The sequence below is a fragment of the Azospira sp. I13 genome (assembly GCF_003112695.1).
Lineage (GTDB): Bacteria > Pseudomonadota > Gammaproteobacteria > Burkholderiales > Rhodocyclaceae > Azospira.
In genome coordinates this window covers 1-20,890 of the sequence record NZ_BFBP01000025.1, presented here as the reverse complement: position 1 = coordinate 20,890, position 20,890 = coordinate 1, and the positions used below count along the sequence as shown (strand labels likewise).

The window sequence follows — 20,890 nt, the reverse complement described above, 5'->3', positions numbered from 1 at the left end:
CCCCTTTTCCATTGCTGCCGCCGCCTGGCCTACATCGCCAACAGGGCTTCGGCCGGCACACCGACCCGCACGTTGCCCCAATGGCGGCCGTTGATGTGGATCGGCATGGCGATGTCGCACAGCACCTCGCCAGTATCTCGCTGGTAGGTTTGCAGCAGCATGGGTTCGGTGTTGCGGGCGGAGCGCAGCTCCGAGGGGCGGTCGAACTTGCGGCAGGTACGGTTGCCCACCAGGTCGGCGTCGTAATTGCCGGTAAGGGGCTTGGAGAACTTCAGGTTGTGGGCCGAGAGGTAGCTGTCGTTGGTCATGCCCACGGCGAAGGTACAGCCCGGGATATCCCGTAGGCAGTCTTCCAGCAGGCCCTGGCAGGACTGGGCGTAGGCATCGCCCCAGCTGACCTTGAATTTGGGTGGATTGGTGTCGGGAATGGGCTTGTAGTCCCGGTCGAAAATATTGACACCGCGCTTGGCCAGGTTGTCCAGCTGGGCCTGGATGTCGTCGCGGAAACGGCGGGTGCGGTCCACCGCGAAGTCGAAAGCACCGGCGCCGATCTTGAAGCGGGAGACCAGCTCCTGCACCGCCTCGGTGGCCTGGGCCAGTTCCAGGGTGCGCTGTTCCGATTCTTCCATGTGGCGGGCCACGCTGCCGGAAAGGGCATGGATGCCGTCCACGTTTTCGTGCACCTGCTCGTTGGTGGCGGAAAGCTCTTCCATGGCAGAGGCAATCTGCAGCAGCTTTTCGCTGGTGCCTTCGAAGTCTTCCACCATGTGCTCGAACTGCTCGGCGGAGCGGGTGACCACTTCCCGGGTCTGCAGCACGTCGGCGTTGATGATTTCGTTCTCGGCCCGGGTGTTTTCCACCAGGGTGATGACGCCATTGATGTTGCCGGCGATCTCCGCCGTGGCCTTGTTGACCCGCTCGGCCAGCTTGCGTACCTCGTCGGCCACCACGGCGAAGCCCCGTCCGGCCTCACCGGCCCGGGCAGCCTCGATGGCCGCATTCAAGGCCAGCAGATTGGTCTGGTCGGCCACGTCGCGGATCAGGGCGGCGATCTGCTTGACGCTCTCGGAGCGGTGGGAGAGGTCGTCCACCGTGTGGTTGAACTGCAGCACCTTGTCGCTGACGGCGTTGATCTTGCCGGCGATGTCCTGCATTTCGCCGAGGGAGCTGCGGGCGATATCCAGGTTGCCGTGGGTGGAGTCGGAAATGGCGTGGGTGCTGCCGGACACGTTCTGAATGGCGTGGGTGCTCTCGGTGCTGGCGGTGAACACCGTTTCGGTCAGGCGCACCTGTTCCCGGGCGCTCTTGGCGGTTTCTTCCACTCGAGCCTTCACCAGCACGGCCTCCCGGGCGATGCTGACGGACATTTTGCGTACTTCACCGATGATCTGCCGCATCTTGTCGGCAAAGCGGTTGTAGCCGGCGGAAAGCTCCCGCAGTTCGTCGTTGGTGGTGAGCGGCAGGTTGCGGGAGAAGTCCCCTTCGCCCCGGGCGATTTCGTTGAAAATCGTGGTGATGACCTTGATGGGGCGGACAATGAGGTGGCGCAGATAGAGAATCTGGCCGATGTTCATGAACAGGGCCAGCAGGGTGAGGGCGCTAATGGCGTAGAGGCCGGCATCCAGACTGCTGCCGATCCTGGCAGCCAGCTCCGGGGTGGCGTTGCCGCTACGCAGCAAATCCTTGACCACCGCTTCCTGGTAGAGATAGACCCCCACATAGGCGAGGTCTACACAAAAAAGCAGAAGAAAACTGGCCAGTTTCTTCGAAAGGGAATTAAAGAAGGTTTTCTCGACGTTTTCGTATAACTGCCAGAACGCACTCTTATGTTGCGGTGCAGTATTCATTCCGGGTCTCCTCCGCGAATTTTTTCACACTGGTTATTGTTTAACGTATGGTAATACGCCGGCCCTGGTGAGGAAACTAGGGTTTTCATCGGGGAAACGTCCTTTTCCCGCCAATATCACATTCGCATCCAATAAAGGTGCGGGAAGTCCTTGTTTTCAGGCATCTATCGCCCCCTTGTCGTTGACTTGCATCAAGACGCCTCCGTATGGAGGCTGCTAGCATGGCCCGCTTTACTAACACCCGAAACGAATCAGGGGGAGACAATATGGCCGTCATCGCGCCAATGCCGGCACAGAGCCGGCTGCTCATGTCCGGCAACGAAGCTGTTGCCCGCGCCGTCTGGGAGGCCGGCGTCAAGGTCGCCGCCGCCTACCCGGGCACACCGGCTACCGAAATGCTGGAAGTGATTTCCACCTATCCGGACCTCTACGCAGAGTGGTCCGTCAATGAAAAAGTTTCCCTGGAGGTGGCCGTGGGCGCCGCCTACGCCGGTTCCCGCTCCTTCTGCTGCATGAAGCACGTGGGCATGAACGTGGCCTCCGATGCCCTCATGACCCTGACCCTTACCGGCGTGGCCGGCGGCCTGGTCATCGCCATCGCCGACGATGTGGGCCTCTCTTCCTCCCAGAACGAGCAGGATTCCCGCACCTGGGGCCGCTTTGCCCATCTGCCCATCCTGGAGCCCGCCGATTCCCAGGAAGCCTACGAGATGACCAAGCTCGGCTACGAGCTCTCCGAGCGCTTCCAGGTACCGGTGATCCTGCGCATGACCACCCGCATCTGCCACGTCAAGGCCCTGGTCACCGTGGGCGAGCGGCAGGAGCATGTGGGCGCCGGCTTCAAGAAGGAGCCGGCCCGCTGGGTCATGACGCCCTCCGGCGCTGCCCGTCGCATTCCCCTGATGTTCGAGCGGGAAGCCGCCCTCCAGGCCGAGTCCGAGGTCTCTCCCCTCAACGTCATCGAGGCCGGCAGTGACCGCCGCCTCGGCTTCATCACCTCCGGTCCGGCCTACATGCACGTCAAGGAGGCCTTTCCTGACGCGCCGGTGCTGAAGCTCGGCTTCTCCTACCCGGTGCCCGTGGAAAAGTGCCGTGAACTGGCCGCCCAGTGCGACCAGGTGGTGCTGGTGGAAGAGGTGGAACCCCTGCTGGAAACCGAATTGAAGGCCCAGGGCCTGGCCCTGCTGGGTAAGGAAATCCTCCCCCGCATCGGCGAGCTGGCTCCGCCGGTACTCAAGGCGGCCATTGCCAAGCTGCGCGGCGAGCCGGTGCCGGCCACCACGGCAGTGGCCCCCATGCAGGTTTTCCCCCGCCCCCCCACCATGTGCGTGGCCTGCCCTCACCTGGGCGTCTATTACACCCTCTCCCAGGTCAAGAACATCACCATCGCCGGCGATATCGGCTGCTACACCCTGGGCGCTGGCCACCCCTGGAATGCCCTGGATACGTGCATCTCCATGGGGGCCTCCATGGGCGTTGCCCTGGGCCTGGACAAGGGCCGGAGCGAGTCTGACAAGGACAAGCGCATCCTGGCGGTGATCGGTGATTCCACCTTCCTGCACATGGGGATGCAGGGCCTGCTGGACATCGTCTACAACAAGGGCAATGTCACCGTGCTGCTGCTGGACAACCGGGCCGTGGGCATGACCGGCGGCCAGAACAATCCGGGTAACGGCTTCGACATTCACGGCGAGGAAGCTCCTCGGGTGGACTTCGTGAAACTGGTGGAGGCCCTGGGCGTGAAGCCGGAGCGGGTGCACAAGGTGAACCCCTACGAACTGCCCACCCTGTTCAAGACCATCCGGGAAGAAGTGAAGACCGAAGGGCCTTCCGTCATCGTCACCGACCAGCCCTGCGTGCTGACCCAGGCTTACCACAAGACGAAGCCCTACCTGGTGGAAGAGGACAAGTGCACCGGCTGCGGCAACTGCGTCGAGGTGGGCTGCCCCGCCATCCACGTCACCCGCCGCGACAAAGTGGTGAAGCCCAACGGCCGCGAGGTGGATCTCAACTTCGTGCGCATCGAGACCGCCGCCTGTACTGGCTGCGGCCTCTGCGTCCAGCCTTGCGCCCCCGACGCCATCGTCCATGCGGATACGGTGGTGCCCATCAACATCCTCAAGAAGCACTGAGAGCGCGACATGAGCATTGCAACGACCAATATCCTGGTGGTGGGCATCGGCGGTCAAGGCGTGATGACGGCCACGGAAATCCTGGCCGAGGCCGCCATTGCCCTGGGCCACGACGTGAAGAAAACTGAAGTGGCCGGCATGGCCCAGCGTGGCGGGGTGGTGTCTTCCCACCTGCGTTTCGGCCCCAAGGTGCTGTCGCCCCAGATTACTCCGGGCACCGCCCATGTACTGCTGGGCTTCGAGGCCGCCGAGGCCATGCGCTGGCGCCACATGCTGGTGCCGGACGGCATCGCCCTGATGAACACCGCTCAGCTGACGCCGCCGGTGGTGGACCTGGGGCTCTACGACTATCCCGAAGATCCCGTCGGGTCCATGAAGGATTCCGGCTGCCGCGTGGTGGCTTTTGACGCCATGGCCATTGCCAAGGAGCTGGGTGACATCCGCCTCGGCAACACGGTAATGCTGGGGGCGGTGGCGGACCATCTGCCCTTCTCGGCCGACATCCTGCTCAACTGCATCCTGCAGCGCTTCGCCCGCAAGGGGGAAAAGGTGGTGGAGCAGAACCGCAAGGCCTTTGCTGCCGGGCAGGCGGCAGTTTCCGCCTCCGCTGCGGCGCCAGCCCTGGCCTGATGCGGCCTTCCGGGGGAGTCCAATCTCCTCCGGGTTTCTGATAAAATTGCAGCAATTCAAAGGGAAAGGCCTGGCCTGCCGGGTCCTTTCCCCTTTTCTTTTTTGTTGGCAGAGAAATCCATGACGGCACAAATTCTCGACGGCAACGCGCTGGCCCAGGAACTGCGCGAAAGCTTCCAGTCCCGCGTCGCAGCCCTGACGGCCAAGGGCCACCGCCCCGGCCTGGTGGTCATTCTGGTGGGCGAAGACCCCGCTTCCCAGGTGTACGTGCGCAACAAGGTCAATGCCTGCGAGAAGGTGGGCCTGTATTCCGAGAAGATCACCTACGACAAGGATGTGAATCCTCAGGTGGTGTTGGACAAGATCGCCGAACTGAATGCCGACCCCAAGGTGCACGGCATCCTGGTGCAACTGCCCCTGCCCAAGCACTTCGACGAAGAGGCCGTGCTGGAGGCCATCGCCGCCGAGAAGGACGTGGACGGCTTCCACGCCGAGAACGTGGGGGCCCTGGCCCAGGGCAATCCCCGCTTCATCCCCTGCACCCCCTACGGCGTCATGAAAATGTTCGAAAAGGGCGGCGTGGACCTGACCGGCAAGGAAGCCGTGGTGGTGGGCCGCTCCAACATCGTCGGCAAGCCCATGGGCCTGCTGCTGACCAATGCGGGCGCCACCGTCACCATCTGCCATTCCAAGACCAAGGATTTGCTGTTCCACACCTCCCGCGCCGACATCGTGGTGGCCGCCGTGGGCCGTCCGCGCATGATCACCGGCGACATGATCAAGCCCGGCGCCGTGGTCATCGACGTGGGCATCAACCGTTTGCCCGACGGCAAGCTCTGCGGCGACGTGGATTTCGATTCCTGCAAGGAAGTGGCCTCCCTCATCACCCCGGTGCCCGGCGGTGTGGGCCCCATGACCATCACCATGCTTCTGGCCAACACCATCGAGGCCGCTGAACGAAAGGCACAGCAATGAATCTGCCCAAGCACCCCGTGGTCGGCATCGTCATGGGTTCCGACTCCGACTGGCCGGTGATGCAGGCCGCCGCCGTGATGCTCAAGGAATTCGGCGTGCCCTTCGAGGCCCGCGTGGTTTCCGCCCATCGCACTCCCGACCTGCTCTTCGACTACGCCGCCGTGGCTGCCGAGCGGGGTCTCAAGGCCATCATTGCCGGTGCCGGCGGTGCCGCCCACTTGCCCGGCATGCTGGCCTCCAAGACCACCGTGCCGGTGCTGGGCGTGCCCGTGCCCTCCAAGCACCTCTCCGGCCAGGATTCCCTGTACTCCATCGTGCAGATGCCCAAGGGCATTCCTGTCGCCACCTTCGCCATCGGTGAAGCTGGTGCTGCCAATGCAGCCCTTTTCGCCGTGGCCCAGCTGGCCACCCACGATGCCGAACTGGCCGAAAAGCTGGCCAATTTCCGTCAGGCCCAGAGCGAAAAGGTTCTGGCCATGAAGCTGCCGGAAGTGTGAGCGGAGAGAATAGAACCATGGCCATGATCCTGCCCCCCGCAACCCTGGGCATGCTCGGCGGCGGCCAACTCGGCCGCTTCTTCGTTTCTGCCGCCCACGAAATGGGCTACAAGGTCTGGGTGCTGGATCCGGACCCCCACAGCCCTGCCGGCCAGATCGCCGAGCGCCACCTGCAGGTCGCCTACGACGACTATGCCGCCCTGGACGAACTGGCCCAGGGCTGTGCCGCCATTACCACCGAATTCGAGAACGTCCCCGCCGATACCCTGGACTACCTGGCCAAGTTCCTGCCGGTGCGCCCCGCCGCAGCGGCAGTTTCCGTCTGCCAGAACCGCATCGTCGAAAAGACCTTCCTCAAGGACAACGGCTTGCCTCATGGCCCCTTCGCTGCCATCCGCAGCGAGGCCGACCTAGAAGCGGCCAATGCTGGCCTGTTTCCCGGCATCCTGAAAGTGGCCCGCTTCGGTTACGACGGTAAGGGCCAGGCAGTGGTGAACAGTCGGGAAGAGGCCCTGGCCGCCTTCCGTTCTTTCAAGGGCGAAATCTGCGTGCTGGAACAGAAGCTGCCCCTGGACTACGAAGTTTCCGTGGTCCTGGCCCGGGACGAGCACGGCAACGTCGAGTGTTTCCCCGTGGGTGAGAACCAGCACCGCAAGGGCATCCTGGACGTTTCCATCATCCCCGCCCGGGCGTCTGCCTGCACTGCCGACAGCGCCCAGGAAATCGCCGAGCGCATCGCCGAGAAGCTGGGCTACATCGGTACTCTGGGGGTGGAGTTTTTCATCTCCCGCGGCCAGCTGGTGGTCAATGAAATGGCGCCCCGGCCCCACAACAGCGGCCACTACACCCTGGATGCCTGCGTTACCGACCAGTTCGAGCAGCAGGTGCGCGCCCTCTGCGGCCTGCCCCTGGGCGAGGCCCGGGCCCACAGCGCCGCCGTCATGGTGAATATCCTGGGCGACATCTGGTACGAGCAGAAGGATGGTGTCGAGTATTACCGGGAGCCGGACTGGTCCAAGCTGTATGCCGTGCCCAACCTGAAACTGCACCTCTACGGCAAGCACCACGCCCGTCCGGGGCGCAAGATGGGCCACTTCACCGTTATCGGCGAAGACCCGGTGCAGGTGCAGCAAGCCGCCCTGGCCGCCCGCGCCGCCATCGGCATCCGCGACGAGTAAGCCTTTCCTGTCGATGTCCCAGCACCTTTCCGCCTGCCCTCCCAGCCCGGCCGAGATCGACCGGGCGGTGGAACTGCTCAAGGCCGGCGAGTTGGTGGGCATCCCCACCGAAACGGTATACGGCCTGGGGGCGGATGCCGCCAACGCCGAGGCGGTGGCCAAGATTTTCGCCGCCAAGGGTCGTCCGGCGGACCATCCCCTTATCGTCCATCTGCCCGGTCACGACTGGATCGAGCGTTGGGCCGTGGATATTCCCGAGGCGGTCTGGGAACTGGCCGAGTCCTTCTGGCCCGGTCCCCTGACCCTGATCCTGAAGAAACAACCCTGGGTGCCCGACGCCGTGACCGGCGGCCAGGATACGGTGGGTCTGCGGGTGCCCGGCCATCCGGTGGCCCTGGCTCTGCTGCGGGCCTTCGCCCAGGCTGGCGGCAGCGGCGGGGTGGCCGCCCCTTCGGCCAACCGCTTCGGCCGTATCAGCCCTACCGCCGCCCAGCACGTGGCGGACGAACTGGGCGAGCGGGTGCCGTTCATTCTGGATGGCGGGGCCTGCCCGGTGGGTATCGAATCCACCATCATCGACTTTTCCTCTGGCGTGCCCCGCCTGCTGCGGCCCGGCCACATCATGCCGGAGCAGATCGAGACCGTCATTGGCGTCCGGCCGGAAAAGCCCCAGGGCGCCGTGCCCCGGGCCTCCGGTACCCTGGAGGCCCACTACGCTCCCCGCACCCGTCTCAAGGTGGTGGCCCGGGAGCGCCTGCTCGACTTTCTCAATGTGATCCGCCACCGCGGCGGCTTCTGCGGCGTCATCGGCCACAGTCAGCCGCCCCACGCGGGCATGCCCCACGTCTGGAAAATGCTGCCGGCCGAGCCGGCTGGTTACGCCCACGGCTTCTACGCCGCCCTGCGGGAACTGGATGGCGTGGGCGCCGATACCATCGTCGTCGAAGCCATCCCCGAGTCGCCTGAGTGGGTGGCAGTCGCCGATCGCCTGCGGCGTGCCGCCTACGGTTCCGGGGAATAAGCGCCTGAGACCCAAGTATGGCGCGGACCTTGGCTCCAGCGCTTATCACCAATAGGTTATTGGCGGGTAGGGCATTTTTTGCCATCATGCCTGCGGTCTTCTGACCTGGCTTTGCCCTCGCTGCGAGGCGGTGTGTCACGGTGCCAGATTGCCTGGAACCGTGCCCGTGGGATCGGCTAGGGGGAATACTAGGTTTCAGGCTTGGCTGCCGTACGTACAATTTCCCGGTTTCCAAACGACGAGCAGGTTCAGCAACGGGGTGCGTGTCGGCAGTGGCTGGCCGGAGTGGTCGCCAGCAGTAGCCCATGATTCATCGCTATTTCAAAAATATGGCCTCAGGGGGGCAGGATGTTCAACTTTGAACGCATCAAGGTGCGCACACGGCTGGTGATTTTCTTTGCCGGCGTGGTCATCGGCCTGCTGGCTATCGGCATCTTTTCGCTCTATGTGCTGCGCGACAACCTCATGGAAGACCGGCGGCTGAAAACCCGCAATGTGGTGGAGTCGGTTTTGGGGACGGTGGGCTATTTCCAACAGTTGCAGCAGGCAGGGAAACTCACCGAAGACGAAGCGAAGCGCATGGCCATGGATGCCCTGCGCAACACCCGTTATGACAAGACGGAGTATTTCTGGGTCAACGACCTCAACGCCGTCATGCTCATGCACCCCATCAAGCCTTCCATGGAAGGCCAGGCTCAAGGCGCCGTCAAGGATGCGGACGGCAAGCCCCTCTTCGCCGAGATGGTCCGGGTGGTCAAGGAGCAGGGGGCCGGCTACGTGGATTACAAGTGGCCCAAGCCTGGCGCCGAGCAGCCGGCCCCGAAAATTTCCTATGTGGCGGGCTTTCCGGCCTGGGGCTGGGTGGTTGGCTCCGGCATCTACGTGGACGACGTGGATGCGGTCTTCCGTCAGCAGTCCGTGGTGTTCGGCATCATGGTGGCCCTGACCCTTGGGATCTTGTCGGTCATTTCCTGGCTGATCAACAGCAGTATCCTGCGCCAGTTGGGTGGCGAGCCTGCTTATGCGGTGGATGTGGTGCATCGTATTGCCGCCGGCGATCTGGCCCATCCGGTGCATAGCCGTTCCGCCGACAGCCTGCTGGGCGCCATGCAGGCGATGCAGGACAAGCTGGCCACCATCTTTGGCGACATCAACGCCATGGCGGCCACTCTTTCCGGCGGCGCCGAGCATGTTTCAGTCGCTGCCCGGGAAACCAGTATTGCCGCCCACAATCAGGCCCAGTCCACCTCGGCGTCGGCCGCTTCGATTGAACAGATGACGGTCAGCATCAGCGAAGTGTCCGAAATCGCCAGCCAGACCGAAAGCAACTCCAGTCAGACCGCTGCCTTGGCAGAAGAAGGTGCGGGGCTGGTGAAGAATGCAGCCCAGGAGATCGAGCTGATTTCCCGGACCGTTGCGACCTCGTCCGAGCAGATCCAGTTGCTGCAGCAGCGTTCCCTGGAGATCGGCGGTATCGCCAACGTCATCAAGGAAATTGCCGACCAGACCAATCTGCTGGCCCTCAACGCTGCCATCGAGGCGGCCCGGGCCGGCGAACAGGGGCGGGGCTTTGCCGTCGTGGCCGATGAAGTGCGCAAGCTGGCGGAGCGTACGGCGAAGGCCACCACGGAAATCGGCCAGATGATCGACGCTATCCAGGTGGAAACCCAGACGGCGGTGCAGGCCATGTCCACGGCCGGCCCACAAGTCGACAAGGGGCTGGACCTGGCGCGTCAGGCCACCGGGATGCTCGATGAAATCCATCGCCAGGCCCTCGACTCCCTAGGCAAGGTGCGGGACGTGGCGCTGGCCACGACTGAGCAGGCAAGCACGGCGACCGATATTGCCAAACACGTGGAGCACATCGCCTCCATGGCCGAGGAGACCAACGCCACCATGCAGAACAACGCCGCTGAGGCCGAGCAGCTGGAAGGGCTGGCGGACAAGCTTCGGGATACGGTCAGTTACTTCCGGGTCTCCTAAGGGCGAACAGCGAGCCCGTTTTTGATTCCAGGAGCGGGCTTGCTATAATCTTTGGACTCAGTGGGGGGGTAGCTCAGCTGGGAGAGCGTCGCGTTCGCAATGCGAAGGTCGGGAGTTCGATCCTCCTCCTCTCCACCACAAACAAGTTCTAAGCAGTCTAAAGAAGGCCGGATTTTCCCGTAAATACAGGGGTTCCGGCCTTTTTTTCGTCTATTCCTGTCTCATGCGTTCTATTGCGATCCATGGGCATGTGGGGGTATAAAACGGGGGTATAAGGTTTTCTTGCGAAGGCTTGTTCCCCCAAATGTCTCTGAATGCCGCATCAATACAGGCTCTGGTGCCTAAGGCTGCGCCCTACAAAGCAACGGATAGCAAAGGGCTATACCTACTGATCCAGCCGAACGGCGCTTGCTACTGGCGTTTTCGTTTTCGGTGGGCTGGGAAGCAGAACACCGTGTCTTGTGGCGTCTATCCCGAAACTGGCTTGGATGAGGCTAGAGCGCGCCGTGATTCCGCTCGTCAGTTACTCGCCGAGGGAATTAACCCCAGCGAAAGTAGAAAGGTGGAGCGCGCCGCACAATCGGTTGAGCAAGCGCAGCATTTGGCGGCCATGCGTTTCATGCTCGACAACAGCGGGGCTCTGACAGTCACTCTTGGGAAACGCGCCTTTTCTCTGACTCCCGACGAGACAGTCGACCTTCGGGTATTCCTAGATGCCACTCGTGCCTTAACTCTAAAGGTGACGCCATGCCCCTGACTGAGCTTGCAATCAGGGCTGCTAAGCCCACAGATAAGCCCTACAAGCTCCCAGATGAAAAGGGACTGTTCCTGTTAGTTCACCCCAACGGTTCTAAATACTGGCGGCAGAAGTATCGCTTCCAGGGCAAGGAAAAGCTCCTGGCCCACGGGGTATATCCAGATCTGGGGTTAAAGGATGCCAGGGAGCGACGGGACGAGGCCAGGAAGCAGCTGGCCAATGGGGTTGATCCTGGGGCGGCAAAGAAGGCAAGCAAGCTGGCCGGCTTGGAACGGGCGGCCAACAGTTTTGAGGCTATTGCCCGGGAATGGCATGGCAAGCACTCAACTGGCTGGGCTCCTAGTCATGCTAAGAAAATCATTGAGAGATTGGAGCGGGACGTTTTCCCTTGGTTGGGAGGACGGCCTATTGCCGAGATTACTCCGCCCGAAGTCCTTGCCGTTGCTCGACGGATTGAATCTAGAGGGGTGCTGGAGACTGCCCACCGGGCTCTGGCCAACTGCGGTCAAGTATTCCGCTATGCAGTAGCTACAGGCCGGGCCGAGCGAGACCCCTGTGGCGATCTGAAGGGAGCTTTGCCGCCCTGGAGGAAAGGAAACTTTGCCAGCATCACCGAGCCGGAGAAGGTAGCCGAGTTGCTGCGGGCTATTGATGGCTTCAAGGGCACATTCGTTGTGAAGAGCGCCTTGCTACTGGCCCCCCTGTTCTTTGTTCGCCCCGGCGAGCTGCGGCGGGCCAAGTGGGAGGAGATTGACCTAGACAAGGGAGAGTGGCGCTACTTCGTTACCAAGACCAAGACGGAGCATTCTGTCCCTCTTGCCTCCCAGGCTGTGGCAATCCTTCAGGATCTATATCCCCTAACTGGCCGTGGTGAGTATGTCTTTCAGGGACGAGATCCCAAAAAGCCAATGAGCGAAGCGGCAATCAACGCTGCTCTGCGCCGGATGGGATACGACACCAAGACCGAGATAACCGGCCACGGCTTCCGCGCCATGGCCCGCACGATCCTGGCAGAAGAACTGCACCAGAAGCCGGAAGTGATTGAGCATCAACTAGCCCACAAGGTGCCGGACGCCCTGGGCACCGCCTACAACCGGACCAAATTTATCAAGGAGCGCCGCGCCATGATGCAGCTTTGGGCCGATTACCTGGACAAGCTGAAGGCTGGTGCTGAGGTGATTTCCCTTCAGGGTTTAACCGCCGCCTGACGGTATCAGGCAAAGCGGGCCAGGAAGTGGTGGCAGCCACGACCCAGCCCTAACCACAATGCAACATATGGAGATTGCACTATGGCTGATAGCAATGTACTTCAAAGAAGATTTGAGGCGAATGCCTCAGGCGCAGAGGGAATCAGACTAATTCCTTCTCATGGCTGCTACTACCCCCCTGCCGTAAAAAGCGCAGACCTACTATTGGTCGATTTTGACCAGAGGGCAATCAATCGGCCGGGGCTCTATCTTGTTGAAGAGGTTAGTGCAGGGCGTGTGGTTTGGATGGGATGCCGCCGCTTTGATGTCATGCCTAGCGGGGTTCGGATTGACATATCCGGAGATGGGGACTGGCAGCCGTTTATTGGAAATACAGCGATGAGTTGGCGCATTGCTGGCCAAGTGCAGGAGGTATATAGGCCAACCAAAAATGAGGGTGGGCGATGAAACTAATCGACTTTGATTACAACCCCGAGAAAGCCATACAGGCTGCGCTGAATCGGTATGTGCAAGAGAGTGGAGCCCTGGGCGGAGCCATGATCATCACCTTCCCAGATGGAACGCAAAAGAAATTTTCCGCTTGTGATGACGGTTGTTTCAGTGGGGAAAGAAAATGGAGCTGATTAAATTCCAGACAAAGACTCCCGCTGAGATGGCTAGAGCGAGTGCAGCTGGTCTTTAATGGCTGATCGAGTATGCCGCGCCTAGCCCGACGGGGCGAAAACCGGGAGCCCCTTGTCCGGCCGGCGCGGTACCGAATCAGGGGGGGGCGCGAAAGGGACGCTAATGATCAATGAAATTAGACAGCAAGCAGCTTTAATTCAGGATGGGCTATGGGAAATAGCAAAGCGCAGATTTGGGCTAGATAGAACCCAGGAAAACGTTGATCGAATGCAGAAAGCATTCGCGGACATAGCCTGTTCAGAAATGGATGCTTCTGAATGGATGGAGGCCCACCGGGGCATTGATGTAGGCCTTGCTGCTGCTTTTTTTGCGGTCAGTTATGCAGAGTCTGAAACTGATCTTTCTACGGCTCTTGAGATTTTAGTTGTTGCTGCAGAGGCCAAGGGTGCTCTTACGAATGAGCCGGCCGTTGAACTAGCGAGAAAGCGACATGCAGAACATCAAGCGATGATTGAGTATGCGATCAAATACTGGAGGGCAAATATCGATCCGAAACTATCTGCACAGAAGGCAGCAAATGAGTTGCTGAACGTTGTTAACCTAGGCCACAAAAAGCTGGCAGAAATAGTCTCAAAGGCAAAAAGAGGGGAGGCGTAAAAGCTTCCCGTCTGCGCAGAGAGGAACCTTTGCGCATAGCGTCCATCCTGCGGTTAGATGTAGCAAACATCGTCTAGATGTAAAAAATAACGAGCCATGCCAACGGGGAACGCGTTGGCCTTCTATACACAAAGGAAGAACATGGCCGACCAGATGAAACCCCGCATTGTGATCCTGCGCCGCAAGGAGGTAGAAGCTCGTACCGGGCTGTCCCGCTCCACCATTTACAAAAAAATGCGTCAGGACCATAAACATCCAGGTTATTACGATCCCACCTTTCCCCTCCCTGTCTCTCTCGGGGCTAATGCCATTGGCTGGGTTGAGTCAGAGATTGATGCTTGGCTGGAAGCTCAGATAGCAAAAAGCCGCAAAGCAGCATAAGGGGGAAGGTCATGACCCCCAACAACAAAAAAGCCGCACCGGCTGGCACCGGGACAGCCTCAAATGCTGCATTCACAGGCAACGATCGTACGACGCCCACGGTAACGGGACAAGCCGCCCAGGTACTCGGTCTGATCCGAAAGTATCAACCGATACTGTCTCTGCATCTGACCGCTGACCATGCGATCCCTCAGGCCGCAGCACGGATTCATGGCATGCGTGCCATGGGCTTCAACATCCTGACCACAATTCGCCCCAGCGTTGTATTTCGTGGCCGGATCCGGCGGAACATTGCTGCCTACTCTCTGGGGGTTCCAGAATGGCCTCGCCCTGGATTCTCGACGGGGGCGCATGAATCCGAGCAGTTCGGATTGGACAGTATCCAGGGTGGTGCGAAATGAGCCGACAAATTCACGGACGCACCTCGTTTGATCGCCCACCCTATCTGTCTGGAGTGGCCCGTCCCTCGCTCCGGGTCCAGTTCCATGCGCCAGTTCGCTACGAGAACATCCGCGGCCCCTTCCAGTTCTCGTTTCAGCTTGAAGCGCCTGCCATTGTCTGGGGGCGGGATGGGCGCTGCTGGGCCTTCCTGCATGATTTCGATCCGCGCTCCGTCCAGATCATCCTGGAGCGTTGCAGGGAGGCAACCTACGCCCGGCGTGGCATGGCGGCCTGTCCGTTTGGGGTTGATCAGCGACGGGGAGCATAGCCATGGCCCGTTCCCGCAACCTCAAGCCTGGCTTCTTCAAAAACGAGACACTGGCGGAGTGCTCGCCTTTGGCCCGGATTCTCTTCGCCGGCCTCTGGTGCCTGGCCGACCGTGCCGGGCGCCTTGAAGACCGACCAAAGCGGATTCGCGCCGAGGTTCTGCCCTACGACGACGGCAGCGTTGACGACATGCTGAACGAACTGCACAAGGCCGGCTTCATCCTGCGTTACAGGATTGATGGGCAGGGGTACATCCAGGTTCTTAACTTCGATAAGCACCAGAATCCGCACCACCGCGAGCAGGAAAGCGAGATACCAGCACCATCCGATGACATGGGAGGTTCCAGCCAAGCCTCAGACAAGCCCCAGGCTAGCCCAGGACTTGCCTCAGATAAGCCCGGAACTAGCCGTGCTGATTCCCTCTTACTGATTCCTGATTCCCTTAACCCTATAACTACTACGTCGCCTGCCGGCGACCCCCTGGCATGTCCTGTAGAGGAAATCGTCTCGCTTTACCACGAGGCCATGCCAACCAATCCAAGATGCAAGGTGCTCAACTCGTCGCGCCGTGGATCGATCAAGGCCCGTTGGCTGGAAGCCGCCCGCCTGACATGCAAGCCATTCGGGTACAGCAGTCGTGCTGATGGCCTAGCTGCCTGGCGGACCTTCTTCGAGACGTGCAGTGAGTCGGCTTTCCTGACCGGGAGAACATCAGCGCAGCCAGGAAAGCCGCCATTTCTGGCGGACATCGACTTTCTAATGTCCGCCAGTGGGTTCGCCAAATGCCTCGAGAACAAGTACCACCGGGAGGCTGCATGAGTGCGCGAGGCCACCTGCTTCCCCCGCAATCCATCGAGGCAGAGCAATCCGTCCTGGGCAGCCTGCTGCTGGACAATTCAGCCTGGGAGCGCATCGCCGGCCTAGTGAGTGATGTGGATTTCTACCGGGACGATCATCGGCGCATTTTCCGCCACATCGCCTGCTTACTCGACCGTGGACAGCCGGCCGACCTGGTTACCGTTGCTGATGCCCTGGAGGCTGCCGGCGAGGCTGAACATACCGGGGGCCTGGCGTACCTGGGCGAAATCGCCAACAACACCCCCTCGGCCGCCAACATCCGGCGCTATGCCGAAATGGTCCTGGGAAGTAGCAAGCGCCGTGATGTGCTAGCAATTGGCCATCAGATTGCCGATCTTGCGACTTCGACTGGTGGTGACACGAGCACCCTGGTGGAAGAGGTCACAGGCCTAGTAATGAGGCTGGCTGATGCCAGAAATGCCGGTAGGGAACCCCAAAGCATCGACGAGTTGCTGCCTGGTGTCCTGGATGCACTGGAGCAGCGCTCCCAGAAACGTGGACATATTTCCGGCCTGCCGACAGGGTACCGCGACCTTGACCAACTGACGTGTGGCCTCCACCCCGGAGACCTCGTTATCGTCGCTGGCCGCCCGAGCATGGGGAAAACCACCCTGGCCGTGAATGTTGCCGAAAACGTGGCGGTGGCCGGCGGCACTGCTTTCGTGGTGTCGCTGGAAATGGCCGCATCCCAGCTTGCCGAGCGCAGCATGGCCCGCTTCGGGAGTATCAGCACCCAGGCACTACGATCCGGCAACCTTGACGACGCAAGCTATGACCGCGTTTCTGCATCGCTGGAACGGCTTACCGGGAAACGGCTCGTCATCGCCGATGATCCGACCCTATCCCATGTGGCGCGTATTCGCCTAGCGGCCCGCAAAGTGCGGCAGCGTATGGGGTGCATTGATCTGATTGTTATCGACTACCTGCAGCTGATGCGCGGCGACGGCAACACCCGCAACGAGGAACTGGGTGGCATTACTCGTGCGCTGAAGTTGCTGGCACGGGAAATGGCTTGCCCCATCATCCTGCTGAGCCAGCTCTCACGGAAGGTAGAGGAACGGTCTGACAAGCGACCGATGCTGTCCGATTTACGCGACTCCGGAAGTATCGAGCAGGATGCTGATGTGGTGCTCATGGCCTACCGCGATGACTACTACAACCCGGACAGTCCGTTTAAAGGGTTTGCCGAGATCCTTATCCGTAAGCAGCGCATGGGGCCCCTAGGTGATGTGCGCCTTATCTTCCAAGGGGAGTTTTCCAGGTTCTGCGATGCCTGCCAGCAGGAATTTGCTGAAGCTGCCGCACGTGCAGCTCAGGCTAAGCCGACTAGATCCGGCCGGAGGGGGTTTGATGATTGAGCGATTCCCCTTCCGACAAAGGCCAATTGCCTCCCTTATTTCATCTCTGCAAATTTCCCATAGACCTCCAGAAACTGCCAAGAGGGAAGTCGTTCGCAATGAACAATCTGAGCGTCTGTCTAGGGCTCAGCGCTATAAGGTTGCGGAGAGCAAGGTGAAGAAAGTCTTGCAGCGGACAAATAGGTGGGTCAGTGCTCACGAGGTGGGTGAGGAGGCCTTGATACCTTGGCGTTGTGCGGCTCGGGCCTTGCTAAGGCTAGTAGGTCAGGGAGAGGTAGAAGCTCGGTTGGTTTCCAGGAAGGATGAGAACTTCCGACAGCGGGAAAGCCGGCTCTATCGGTGTTGCCCCAAGTTGGATGGTTTCCCCTCCTGGATGATTCTGCCCCCAAAGCGGTGAACCGCCATGGGTGTGCCAGTACTCATGCCCCCCGCGGCTGCAGCTTCCGTGTCGCTGGAGGAATCCAGCAAGGCGGCAAGGGTGCTCGGACAGATGGGGGGACGGCCAAAAGGATCTCGATCCTCCTCCTTGGCTGCCTGGCTTCGGCGTGAGGTGGCGCAGCGTCGAGCCGAAGGGTATTCGTGTAGGGAAGCATTCGTAATCCTTCGTGATACCGAAGATCCAGACGGTGACGATGCTTTGACGCTAAAGGACTGGACTAGTGACAAGCATGGCGTTGAGCCAAATGCTCGTGTGAGCTGGGCCTACTTCAAGAGGCTTTGGTACGAAAAAAACTGAGTTACAAAAACCGGTTTCTGTAACCACCGTCAAGAAAATGGCCTTATCCCCATTTTCTTGAGACCACCATGCCCTTACCCAATCAGTTTGAGACTCGGCAGCAGCAGCTGGAGCGTATTGCTGGAAATGTTCAAAAGCAGGAGTACCAGGATCAACCTGTTTCAAAGGGCGCCACTGGTTCTTCTATGGTTCCTGCGTTGAAGCCACTGCCTGCAGCCAAAGCACCCCTGTCCCCGCAAGGTACGGACAGAGATCAGGGGGGAATTGCTGGGGACGTGGATAAGCAAGGGCGGCGCACCTCTGCTGGCAATAGTTTCTCAAGCGACCCGGGGGCCAGCAAAGATGGTGGCTGGGACTTGGCCGGCAATAACGCCCAGCTTGAGCAGTCCATTCGAGACATGCGAAAAATCCAAGAAATGCGTGGCGACCACGGCGCCTTTGCAGGTCTTATGAGTAACCCGGGAGCGGCTGACAGTCAGGCCATCCACGCCAAATGGGACATGGAGAACCAGCTTAAAAACATGTCCTCCCGGAGCCGGGCCCAGGTGCTTGCCGCCATGCTCAACAAAGATGCTGCTGTTCAGAATGCCCAGACCAATGCCGAAGTGGTTATGGCTGGCCAGAGGAACAACCAACATGACCAGAATTTGCTACTCCGTAGCAGGGCATTGGATTTGCAAGGGGAGCGACTTGGCTTGATCGGTCGGGGGCAAGACTTGCGAGATAAACAGGTGCAAAAGCGGATCGACAGCCAGGAAGACATTGCCTTTTCCCGGATTACGGAACGGTCTGGCTTGAGTCTGGCGCAGCAGCGCAGCAATGCTGAGATTGCCGCTGCCAGACAGGCAATCTCTGGGCTGAGTCAGGACGATATCAAGCGTAAGACGAGCGACTTCACTTCGACCGGGCGGCAAAATCCTGACTTTGATCCAATGCTTGCGAAGTCAGTTGCTTTGGCAAATCGCCGCATGGTTGGTGATGACGAGTTGTTTGACGCCAAGCAGCAGGGAATGGCGCCGGCGCAAGGAAAGGCCTCTCCAGGTACCGGAAACGATGTCTTAGATCGTTTCAAGGCCGATACGTCGATGAGCAAGTACCGCGTAGGAAAGGAAACGGAGCGGGGGATAGAGGTCCTGGATCAAAACGGCAAGCTGCTTGGCCACTACCGGTAAGGGGGGACTTTCGATGACCGAAAACGAAATCCGTGAGCTTCCCCCTGCAGTTCGGGAGCAATTTCACAAGGTGGCCAATCACGAGATTGATCAAGACCCGGGTGTAAAACTGCTCCTGGAGGAACTGAGTGGCTGTGAGAAAGAGGAGCGCCTGACACTCGAAAAGTCGAATGCAGTTCGGACGTTATCCCAAGTAGCCAATGACAGTTTGGTTGAGGCTAGGGCCGGCCTGGCAGCGATTGAGGCTGAGCGGCCTAACGTCGTTATTCAAGCCCTCATCGATGGGGATGGGTTTGAAAAGGACGATGAACTGCTTGAAAGGCGGCAAGAGCTGATGCTGAAAATTGATCGCTTGGAACTGGCTCTGCCGCAGCTAGAGAAGCTGTTAAAGCGTGATGCCCAGATCCACAGTATGTGTGTAATGCGCATCGAGTCGCTGAACGCCAGTCTCAAAGAAATACGAGATCGCCTGAAACTGCAAATTGCTCAAATGCGAGTCTTCGGCTGAAACCGCTATGACTTTCATTCCTCTAGACCAAGATAGTCCCGGGCAGAGGGGGTTTGTCCCTCTGGCAGAAAAAGAACCAATGGGCTTTTCCCCGGTGGGCGCAGGGGAACCCCAGAAAGAATCCCCTCTCAAGGCCATCGCTCTCAATAACCCGCTGACAGCGATTGGGGAGGCGGCCTTGAATTTGGGCTCCCAGGCGGTTGCACTTCCATTGGCGGGCCTTGCCGGCCTGGCTACCGAGACCGGTAACGCTCTGGGCCTAACGGAGAAGCGCGGGGCAGATGTGGTCCACCAGGTGGGGGAGGGTATGACCTACCTGCCGCGGGGAGATATGGGAAGGCAGGCTGCAGGCATCGCTACCTATCCTCTTGAGAAGTTGGCCGAGGCTGGGCAATGGCTGGGGGGAAAGACACTCGCAGCGACTGGGAGCCCTCTGGCTGCCACAGCCGTAGATACCGCCGTGAATGTCGCCCCGATGCTGCTAGACCCGGCCCTGCGCCCCAGGAAACGTGGGGGTGCTACGGATGCGCACTCTGTATCAGATGTCACTGGTGTAGAGGAGGGGAGCCGGGCGGGAAGGCAATCTACGATCGGAGAAAAGTCGGGGCCTTTAGAGGACTATTCCCCAATAGGTGCTCAGGGCGTGGTGAAGGAGGCCCAAGTGGGGGCAGATCCTGGGCGGCGCGTTGATGATGCCGCAACTCGGATCCAGGAGCATGCCCCTGGGGCTGATCGCCCCACGATTCCCGCCGATGACATGCTTCACCAGGAAGTAATCCATCGACAGGGTAATGGGGCTCCGGTGGTAATTGATGCCCGTGATGGCCCTCTGAGTGAGGCTGCTGTTTTGAGCATCCGAGCCAACAAGCCGGAGCAAGGCTCCATTCCCCTGGATCCCGCCCGGGCTGTTGCTGAGCAAGCCCTGTCAGACGAGCCCATGGGCACGAGCTTCTCTGCGAGCCTGGAAGATGGGGCTCTGAAAGTGAAGAGGGGGCCAGGGGAGTCCATCTCCAATGAGACGCTGAACAGTTCCATCCCGGGGCAGAGTGACTTTGCTCCCGGTGCGAACTATGTACCACTACGGGACGATGCAAGCCTGCCGGCCGGTGCAGGTAGCGTGGCAGAGCTTCCTGCACCCATGCGCCGGGAGAACATCATCAGGGACTTTACTCGGGCCCTGGATAGCTCCCTTTATGAGGGGAGGGTGACAGGTAAGAACCGATTGGGGTTCTTTCGCCCAGGGGTAGAAGAGGTCCGAATCAAGCGGGCTAATGACCTTGAGGTGGCAGCCCATGAAATGGCCCATCTAATCGATTTTCGTGATCCCGATATTTCCCGGGCAGTACGTTCCGACAAGGAGCTGACTGCGGAAATGCGGGGGATCAGTTACGACCAAAGCAAGCTGGCCGAAGGGTTTGCCGAAGGTGTCCGGCTATGGATGACCCAGCCGGATGCTCTCGTTGCCAAGGCGCCAAAGGTTGCTGCCTTTCTTGATCGGCTGTCTGCCAGTCATCCCTACGGGTCTGCCCTGAAGAAGGCCCAGGCTGACATGACGGCTTGGTTTGGCCAGGATGCCTTGTCAACAACAACCTAAAACTGACCCGCTAAGACAACACCCATCAACATAAAATTGACCCACATGGGGTGGTTGACGCATCGT

Annotated in this window: 19 protein-coding genes and 1 tRNA gene; 19 read left to right on the top strand and 1 reads right to left on the bottom strand. The window is 60.2% G+C overall.

Going from position 1 to position 20,890, the window contains the following annotated elements:
• Nucleotides 1–29: 29 nt before the first annotated feature.
• A complete protein-coding gene (locus AZSI13_RS15835) occupies nt 30–1,847 on the bottom strand; it encodes a methyl-accepting chemotaxis protein (protein WP_109042156.1) in 1,818 nt (605 codons plus the stop codon).
• Nucleotides 1,848–2,113: 266 nt separating this feature from the next.
• Here AZSI13_RS15835 and AZSI13_RS15830 point away from each other — a divergent pair, with 266 nt between their 5' ends.
• From AZSI13_RS15830 to AZSI13_RS17385, 19 genes are all read left to right on the top strand, one after another.
• On the top strand, nt 2,114–3,979 hold the full coding sequence (locus AZSI13_RS15830) for a thiamine pyrophosphate-dependent enzyme (protein WP_109042155.1): 1,866 nt from the start codon (nt 2,114–2,116) through the stop codon (nt 3,977–3,979).
• Between the two features lie 9 nt (nt 3,980–3,988).
• Nucleotides 3,989–4,609, top strand: coding sequence for an indolepyruvate oxidoreductase subunit beta (locus AZSI13_RS15825; RefSeq protein ID WP_201262414.1), 621 nt, complete (start codon nt 3,989–3,991; stop codon nt 4,607–4,609).
• 120 nt (nt 4,610–4,729) lie between these two features.
• A complete protein-coding gene (gene folD, locus AZSI13_RS15820) occupies nt 4,730–5,584 on the top strand; it encodes a bifunctional methylenetetrahydrofolate dehydrogenase/methenyltetrahydrofolate cyclohydrolase FolD (RefSeq protein WP_109042154.1) in 855 nt (284 codons plus the stop codon).
• Complete coding sequence (gene purE, locus AZSI13_RS15815) at nt 5,581–6,081, top strand: 5-(carboxyamino)imidazole ribonucleotide mutase (RefSeq protein ID WP_109042153.1); 501 nt, start codon at nt 5,581–5,583, stop codon at nt 6,079–6,081. Before folD ends, purE begins: the two co-directional genes overlap by 4 nt.
• A gap of 23 nt (nt 6,082–6,104) precedes the next feature.
• Complete coding sequence (locus AZSI13_RS15810) at nt 6,105–7,259, top strand: 5-(carboxyamino)imidazole ribonucleotide synthase (protein WP_109042263.1); 1,155 nt, start codon at nt 6,105–6,107, stop codon at nt 7,257–7,259.
• Nucleotides 7,260–7,272: 13 nt separating this feature from the next.
• Nucleotides 7,273–8,280, top strand: a complete 1,008-nt coding sequence (locus AZSI13_RS15805) for an L-threonylcarbamoyladenylate synthase (RefSeq protein WP_201262413.1) — start codon at nt 7,273–7,275, stop codon at nt 8,278–8,280.
• Nucleotides 8,281–8,628: 348 nt separating this feature from the next.
• A complete protein-coding gene (locus tag AZSI13_RS15800) occupies nt 8,629–10,263 on the top strand; it encodes a methyl-accepting chemotaxis protein (protein ID WP_109042152.1) in 1,635 nt (544 codons plus the stop codon).
• Nucleotides 10,264–10,325: 62 nt separating this feature from the next.
• Nucleotides 10,326–10,401 (top strand) — tRNA-Ala (locus AZSI13_RS15795).
• Between the two features lie 166 nt (nt 10,402–10,567).
• Nucleotides 10,568–11,020: an Arm DNA-binding domain-containing protein gene (locus AZSI13_RS18430; RefSeq protein WP_109042151.1), complete on the top strand. Its 453-nt coding sequence runs from the start codon at nt 10,568–10,570 to the stop codon at nt 11,018–11,020.
• Nucleotides 11,011–12,228 carry an integrase arm-type DNA-binding domain-containing protein gene (locus AZSI13_RS15785; RefSeq protein WP_109042150.1) on the top strand — a complete coding sequence of 406 codons (1,218 nt, stop codon included), beginning with the start codon at nt 11,011–11,013 and terminating at the stop codon, nt 12,226–12,228. Before AZSI13_RS18430 ends, AZSI13_RS15785 begins: the two co-directional genes overlap by 10 nt.
• A gap of 443 nt (nt 12,229–12,671) precedes the next feature.
• Complete coding sequence (locus AZSI13_RS17390) at nt 12,672–12,851, top strand: hypothetical protein (RefSeq protein ID WP_133247339.1); 180 nt, start codon at nt 12,672–12,674, stop codon at nt 12,849–12,851.
• Between the two features lie 163 nt (nt 12,852–13,014).
• Nucleotides 13,015–13,509 (top strand): hypothetical protein, encoded by a 495-nt coding sequence (locus AZSI13_RS15780; protein WP_133247338.1) that lies wholly within the window; start codon nt 13,015–13,017, stop codon nt 13,507–13,509.
• Between the two features lie 141 nt (nt 13,510–13,650).
• A complete protein-coding gene (locus AZSI13_RS15775; protein WP_109042261.1) occupies nt 13,651–13,890 on the top strand; it encodes an AlpA family transcriptional regulator in 240 nt (79 codons plus the stop codon).
• Nucleotides 13,891–13,901: 11 nt separating this feature from the next.
• Nucleotides 13,902–14,291 carry a helix-turn-helix domain-containing protein gene (locus tag AZSI13_RS15770; protein WP_109042148.1) on the top strand — a complete coding sequence of 130 codons (390 nt, stop codon included), beginning with the start codon at nt 13,902–13,904 and terminating at the stop codon, nt 14,289–14,291.
• Between the two features lie 310 nt (nt 14,292–14,601).
• A complete protein-coding gene (locus tag AZSI13_RS15765) occupies nt 14,602–15,417 on the top strand; it encodes a hypothetical protein (RefSeq protein WP_109042147.1) in 816 nt (271 codons plus the stop codon).
• Nucleotides 15,414–16,814, top strand: a complete 1,401-nt coding sequence (gene dnaB, locus AZSI13_RS15760) for a replicative DNA helicase (RefSeq protein WP_109042146.1) — start codon at nt 15,414–15,416, stop codon at nt 16,812–16,814. Before AZSI13_RS15765 ends, dnaB begins: the two co-directional genes overlap by 4 nt.
• Nucleotides 16,815–17,618: 804 nt before the next feature.
• Entirely contained in the window at nt 17,619–18,722 is a 1,104-nt protein-coding gene (locus tag AZSI13_RS15755) for a hypothetical protein (protein ID WP_109042145.1), read from the top strand.
• A gap of 13 nt (nt 18,723–18,735) precedes the next feature.
• Nucleotides 18,736–19,230 carry a hypothetical protein gene (locus AZSI13_RS15750; RefSeq protein WP_109042144.1) on the top strand — a complete coding sequence of 165 codons (495 nt, stop codon included), beginning with the start codon at nt 18,736–18,738 and terminating at the stop codon, nt 19,228–19,230.
• 757 nt (nt 19,231–19,987) lie between these two features.
• The gene (locus AZSI13_RS17385) at nt 19,988–20,824 is read left to right on the top strand and encodes a hypothetical protein (RefSeq protein ID WP_133247337.1); all 837 of its coding nucleotides are present in this window, start codon (nt 19,988–19,990) and stop codon (nt 20,822–20,824) included.
• Nucleotides 20,825–20,890: the final 66 nt, after the last annotated feature.

Excerpts from the sequence above, each read along its gene's own strand:
- AZSI13_RS18430 (WP_109042151.1), top strand. The coding sequence starts at position 10,568 with ATGTCTCTGAATGCCGCATCAATACAGGCTCTGGTGCCTAAGGCTGCG.
- AZSI13_RS15800 (WP_109042152.1), top strand. The coding sequence starts at position 8,629 with ATGTTCAACTTTGAACGCATCAAGGTGCGCACACGGCTGGTGATTTTC.
- AZSI13_RS15810 (WP_109042263.1), top strand. The coding sequence starts at position 6,105 with ATGATCCTGCCCCCCGCAACCCTGGGCATGCTCGGCGGCGGCCAACTC.
- AZSI13_RS15775 (WP_109042261.1), top strand. The coding sequence starts at position 13,651 with ATGGCCGACCAGATGAAACCCCGCATTGTGATCCTGCGCCGCAAGGAG.
- AZSI13_RS15750 (WP_109042144.1), top strand. The coding sequence starts at position 18,736 with ATGACCGAAAACGAAATCCGTGAGCTTCCCCCTGCAGTTCGGGAGCAA.
- purE (WP_109042153.1), top strand. The coding sequence starts at position 5,581 with ATGAATCTGCCCAAGCACCCCGTGGTCGGCATCGTCATGGGTTCCGAC.
- dnaB (WP_109042146.1), top strand. The coding sequence starts at position 15,414 with ATGAGTGCGCGAGGCCACCTGCTTCCCCCGCAATCCATCGAGGCAGAG.
- AZSI13_RS15835 (WP_109042156.1), bottom strand. The coding sequence starts at position 1,847 with ATGAATACTGCACCGCAACATAAGAGTGCGTTCTGGCAGTTATACGAA.
- AZSI13_RS15805 (WP_201262413.1), top strand. The coding sequence starts at position 7,273 with ATGTCCCAGCACCTTTCCGCCTGCCCTCCCAGCCCGGCCGAGATCGAC.
- AZSI13_RS17390 (WP_133247339.1), top strand. The coding sequence starts at position 12,672 with ATGAAACTAATCGACTTTGATTACAACCCCGAGAAAGCCATACAGGCT.
- AZSI13_RS15830 (WP_109042155.1), top strand. The coding sequence starts at position 2,114 with ATGGCCGTCATCGCGCCAATGCCGGCACAGAGCCGGCTGCTCATGTCC.
- AZSI13_RS15785 (WP_109042150.1), top strand. The coding sequence starts at position 11,011 with ATGCCCCTGACTGAGCTTGCAATCAGGGCTGCTAAGCCCACAGATAAG.
- AZSI13_RS15755 (WP_109042145.1), top strand. The coding sequence starts at position 17,619 with ATGCCCTTACCCAATCAGTTTGAGACTCGGCAGCAGCAGCTGGAGCGT.
- AZSI13_RS15770 (WP_109042148.1), top strand. The coding sequence starts at position 13,902 with ATGACCCCCAACAACAAAAAAGCCGCACCGGCTGGCACCGGGACAGCC.
- AZSI13_RS15765 (WP_109042147.1), top strand. The coding sequence starts at position 14,602 with ATGGCCCGTTCCCGCAACCTCAAGCCTGGCTTCTTCAAAAACGAGACA.
- AZSI13_RS15780 (WP_133247338.1), top strand. The coding sequence starts at position 13,015 with ATGATCAATGAAATTAGACAGCAAGCAGCTTTAATTCAGGATGGGCTA.
- AZSI13_RS15825 (WP_201262414.1), top strand. The coding sequence starts at position 3,989 with ATGAGCATTGCAACGACCAATATCCTGGTGGTGGGCATCGGCGGTCAA.
- AZSI13_RS17385 (WP_133247337.1), top strand. The coding sequence starts at position 19,988 with ATGCTTCACCAGGAAGTAATCCATCGACAGGGTAATGGGGCTCCGGTG.
- folD (WP_109042154.1), top strand. The coding sequence starts at position 4,730 with ATGACGGCACAAATTCTCGACGGCAACGCGCTGGCCCAGGAACTGCGC.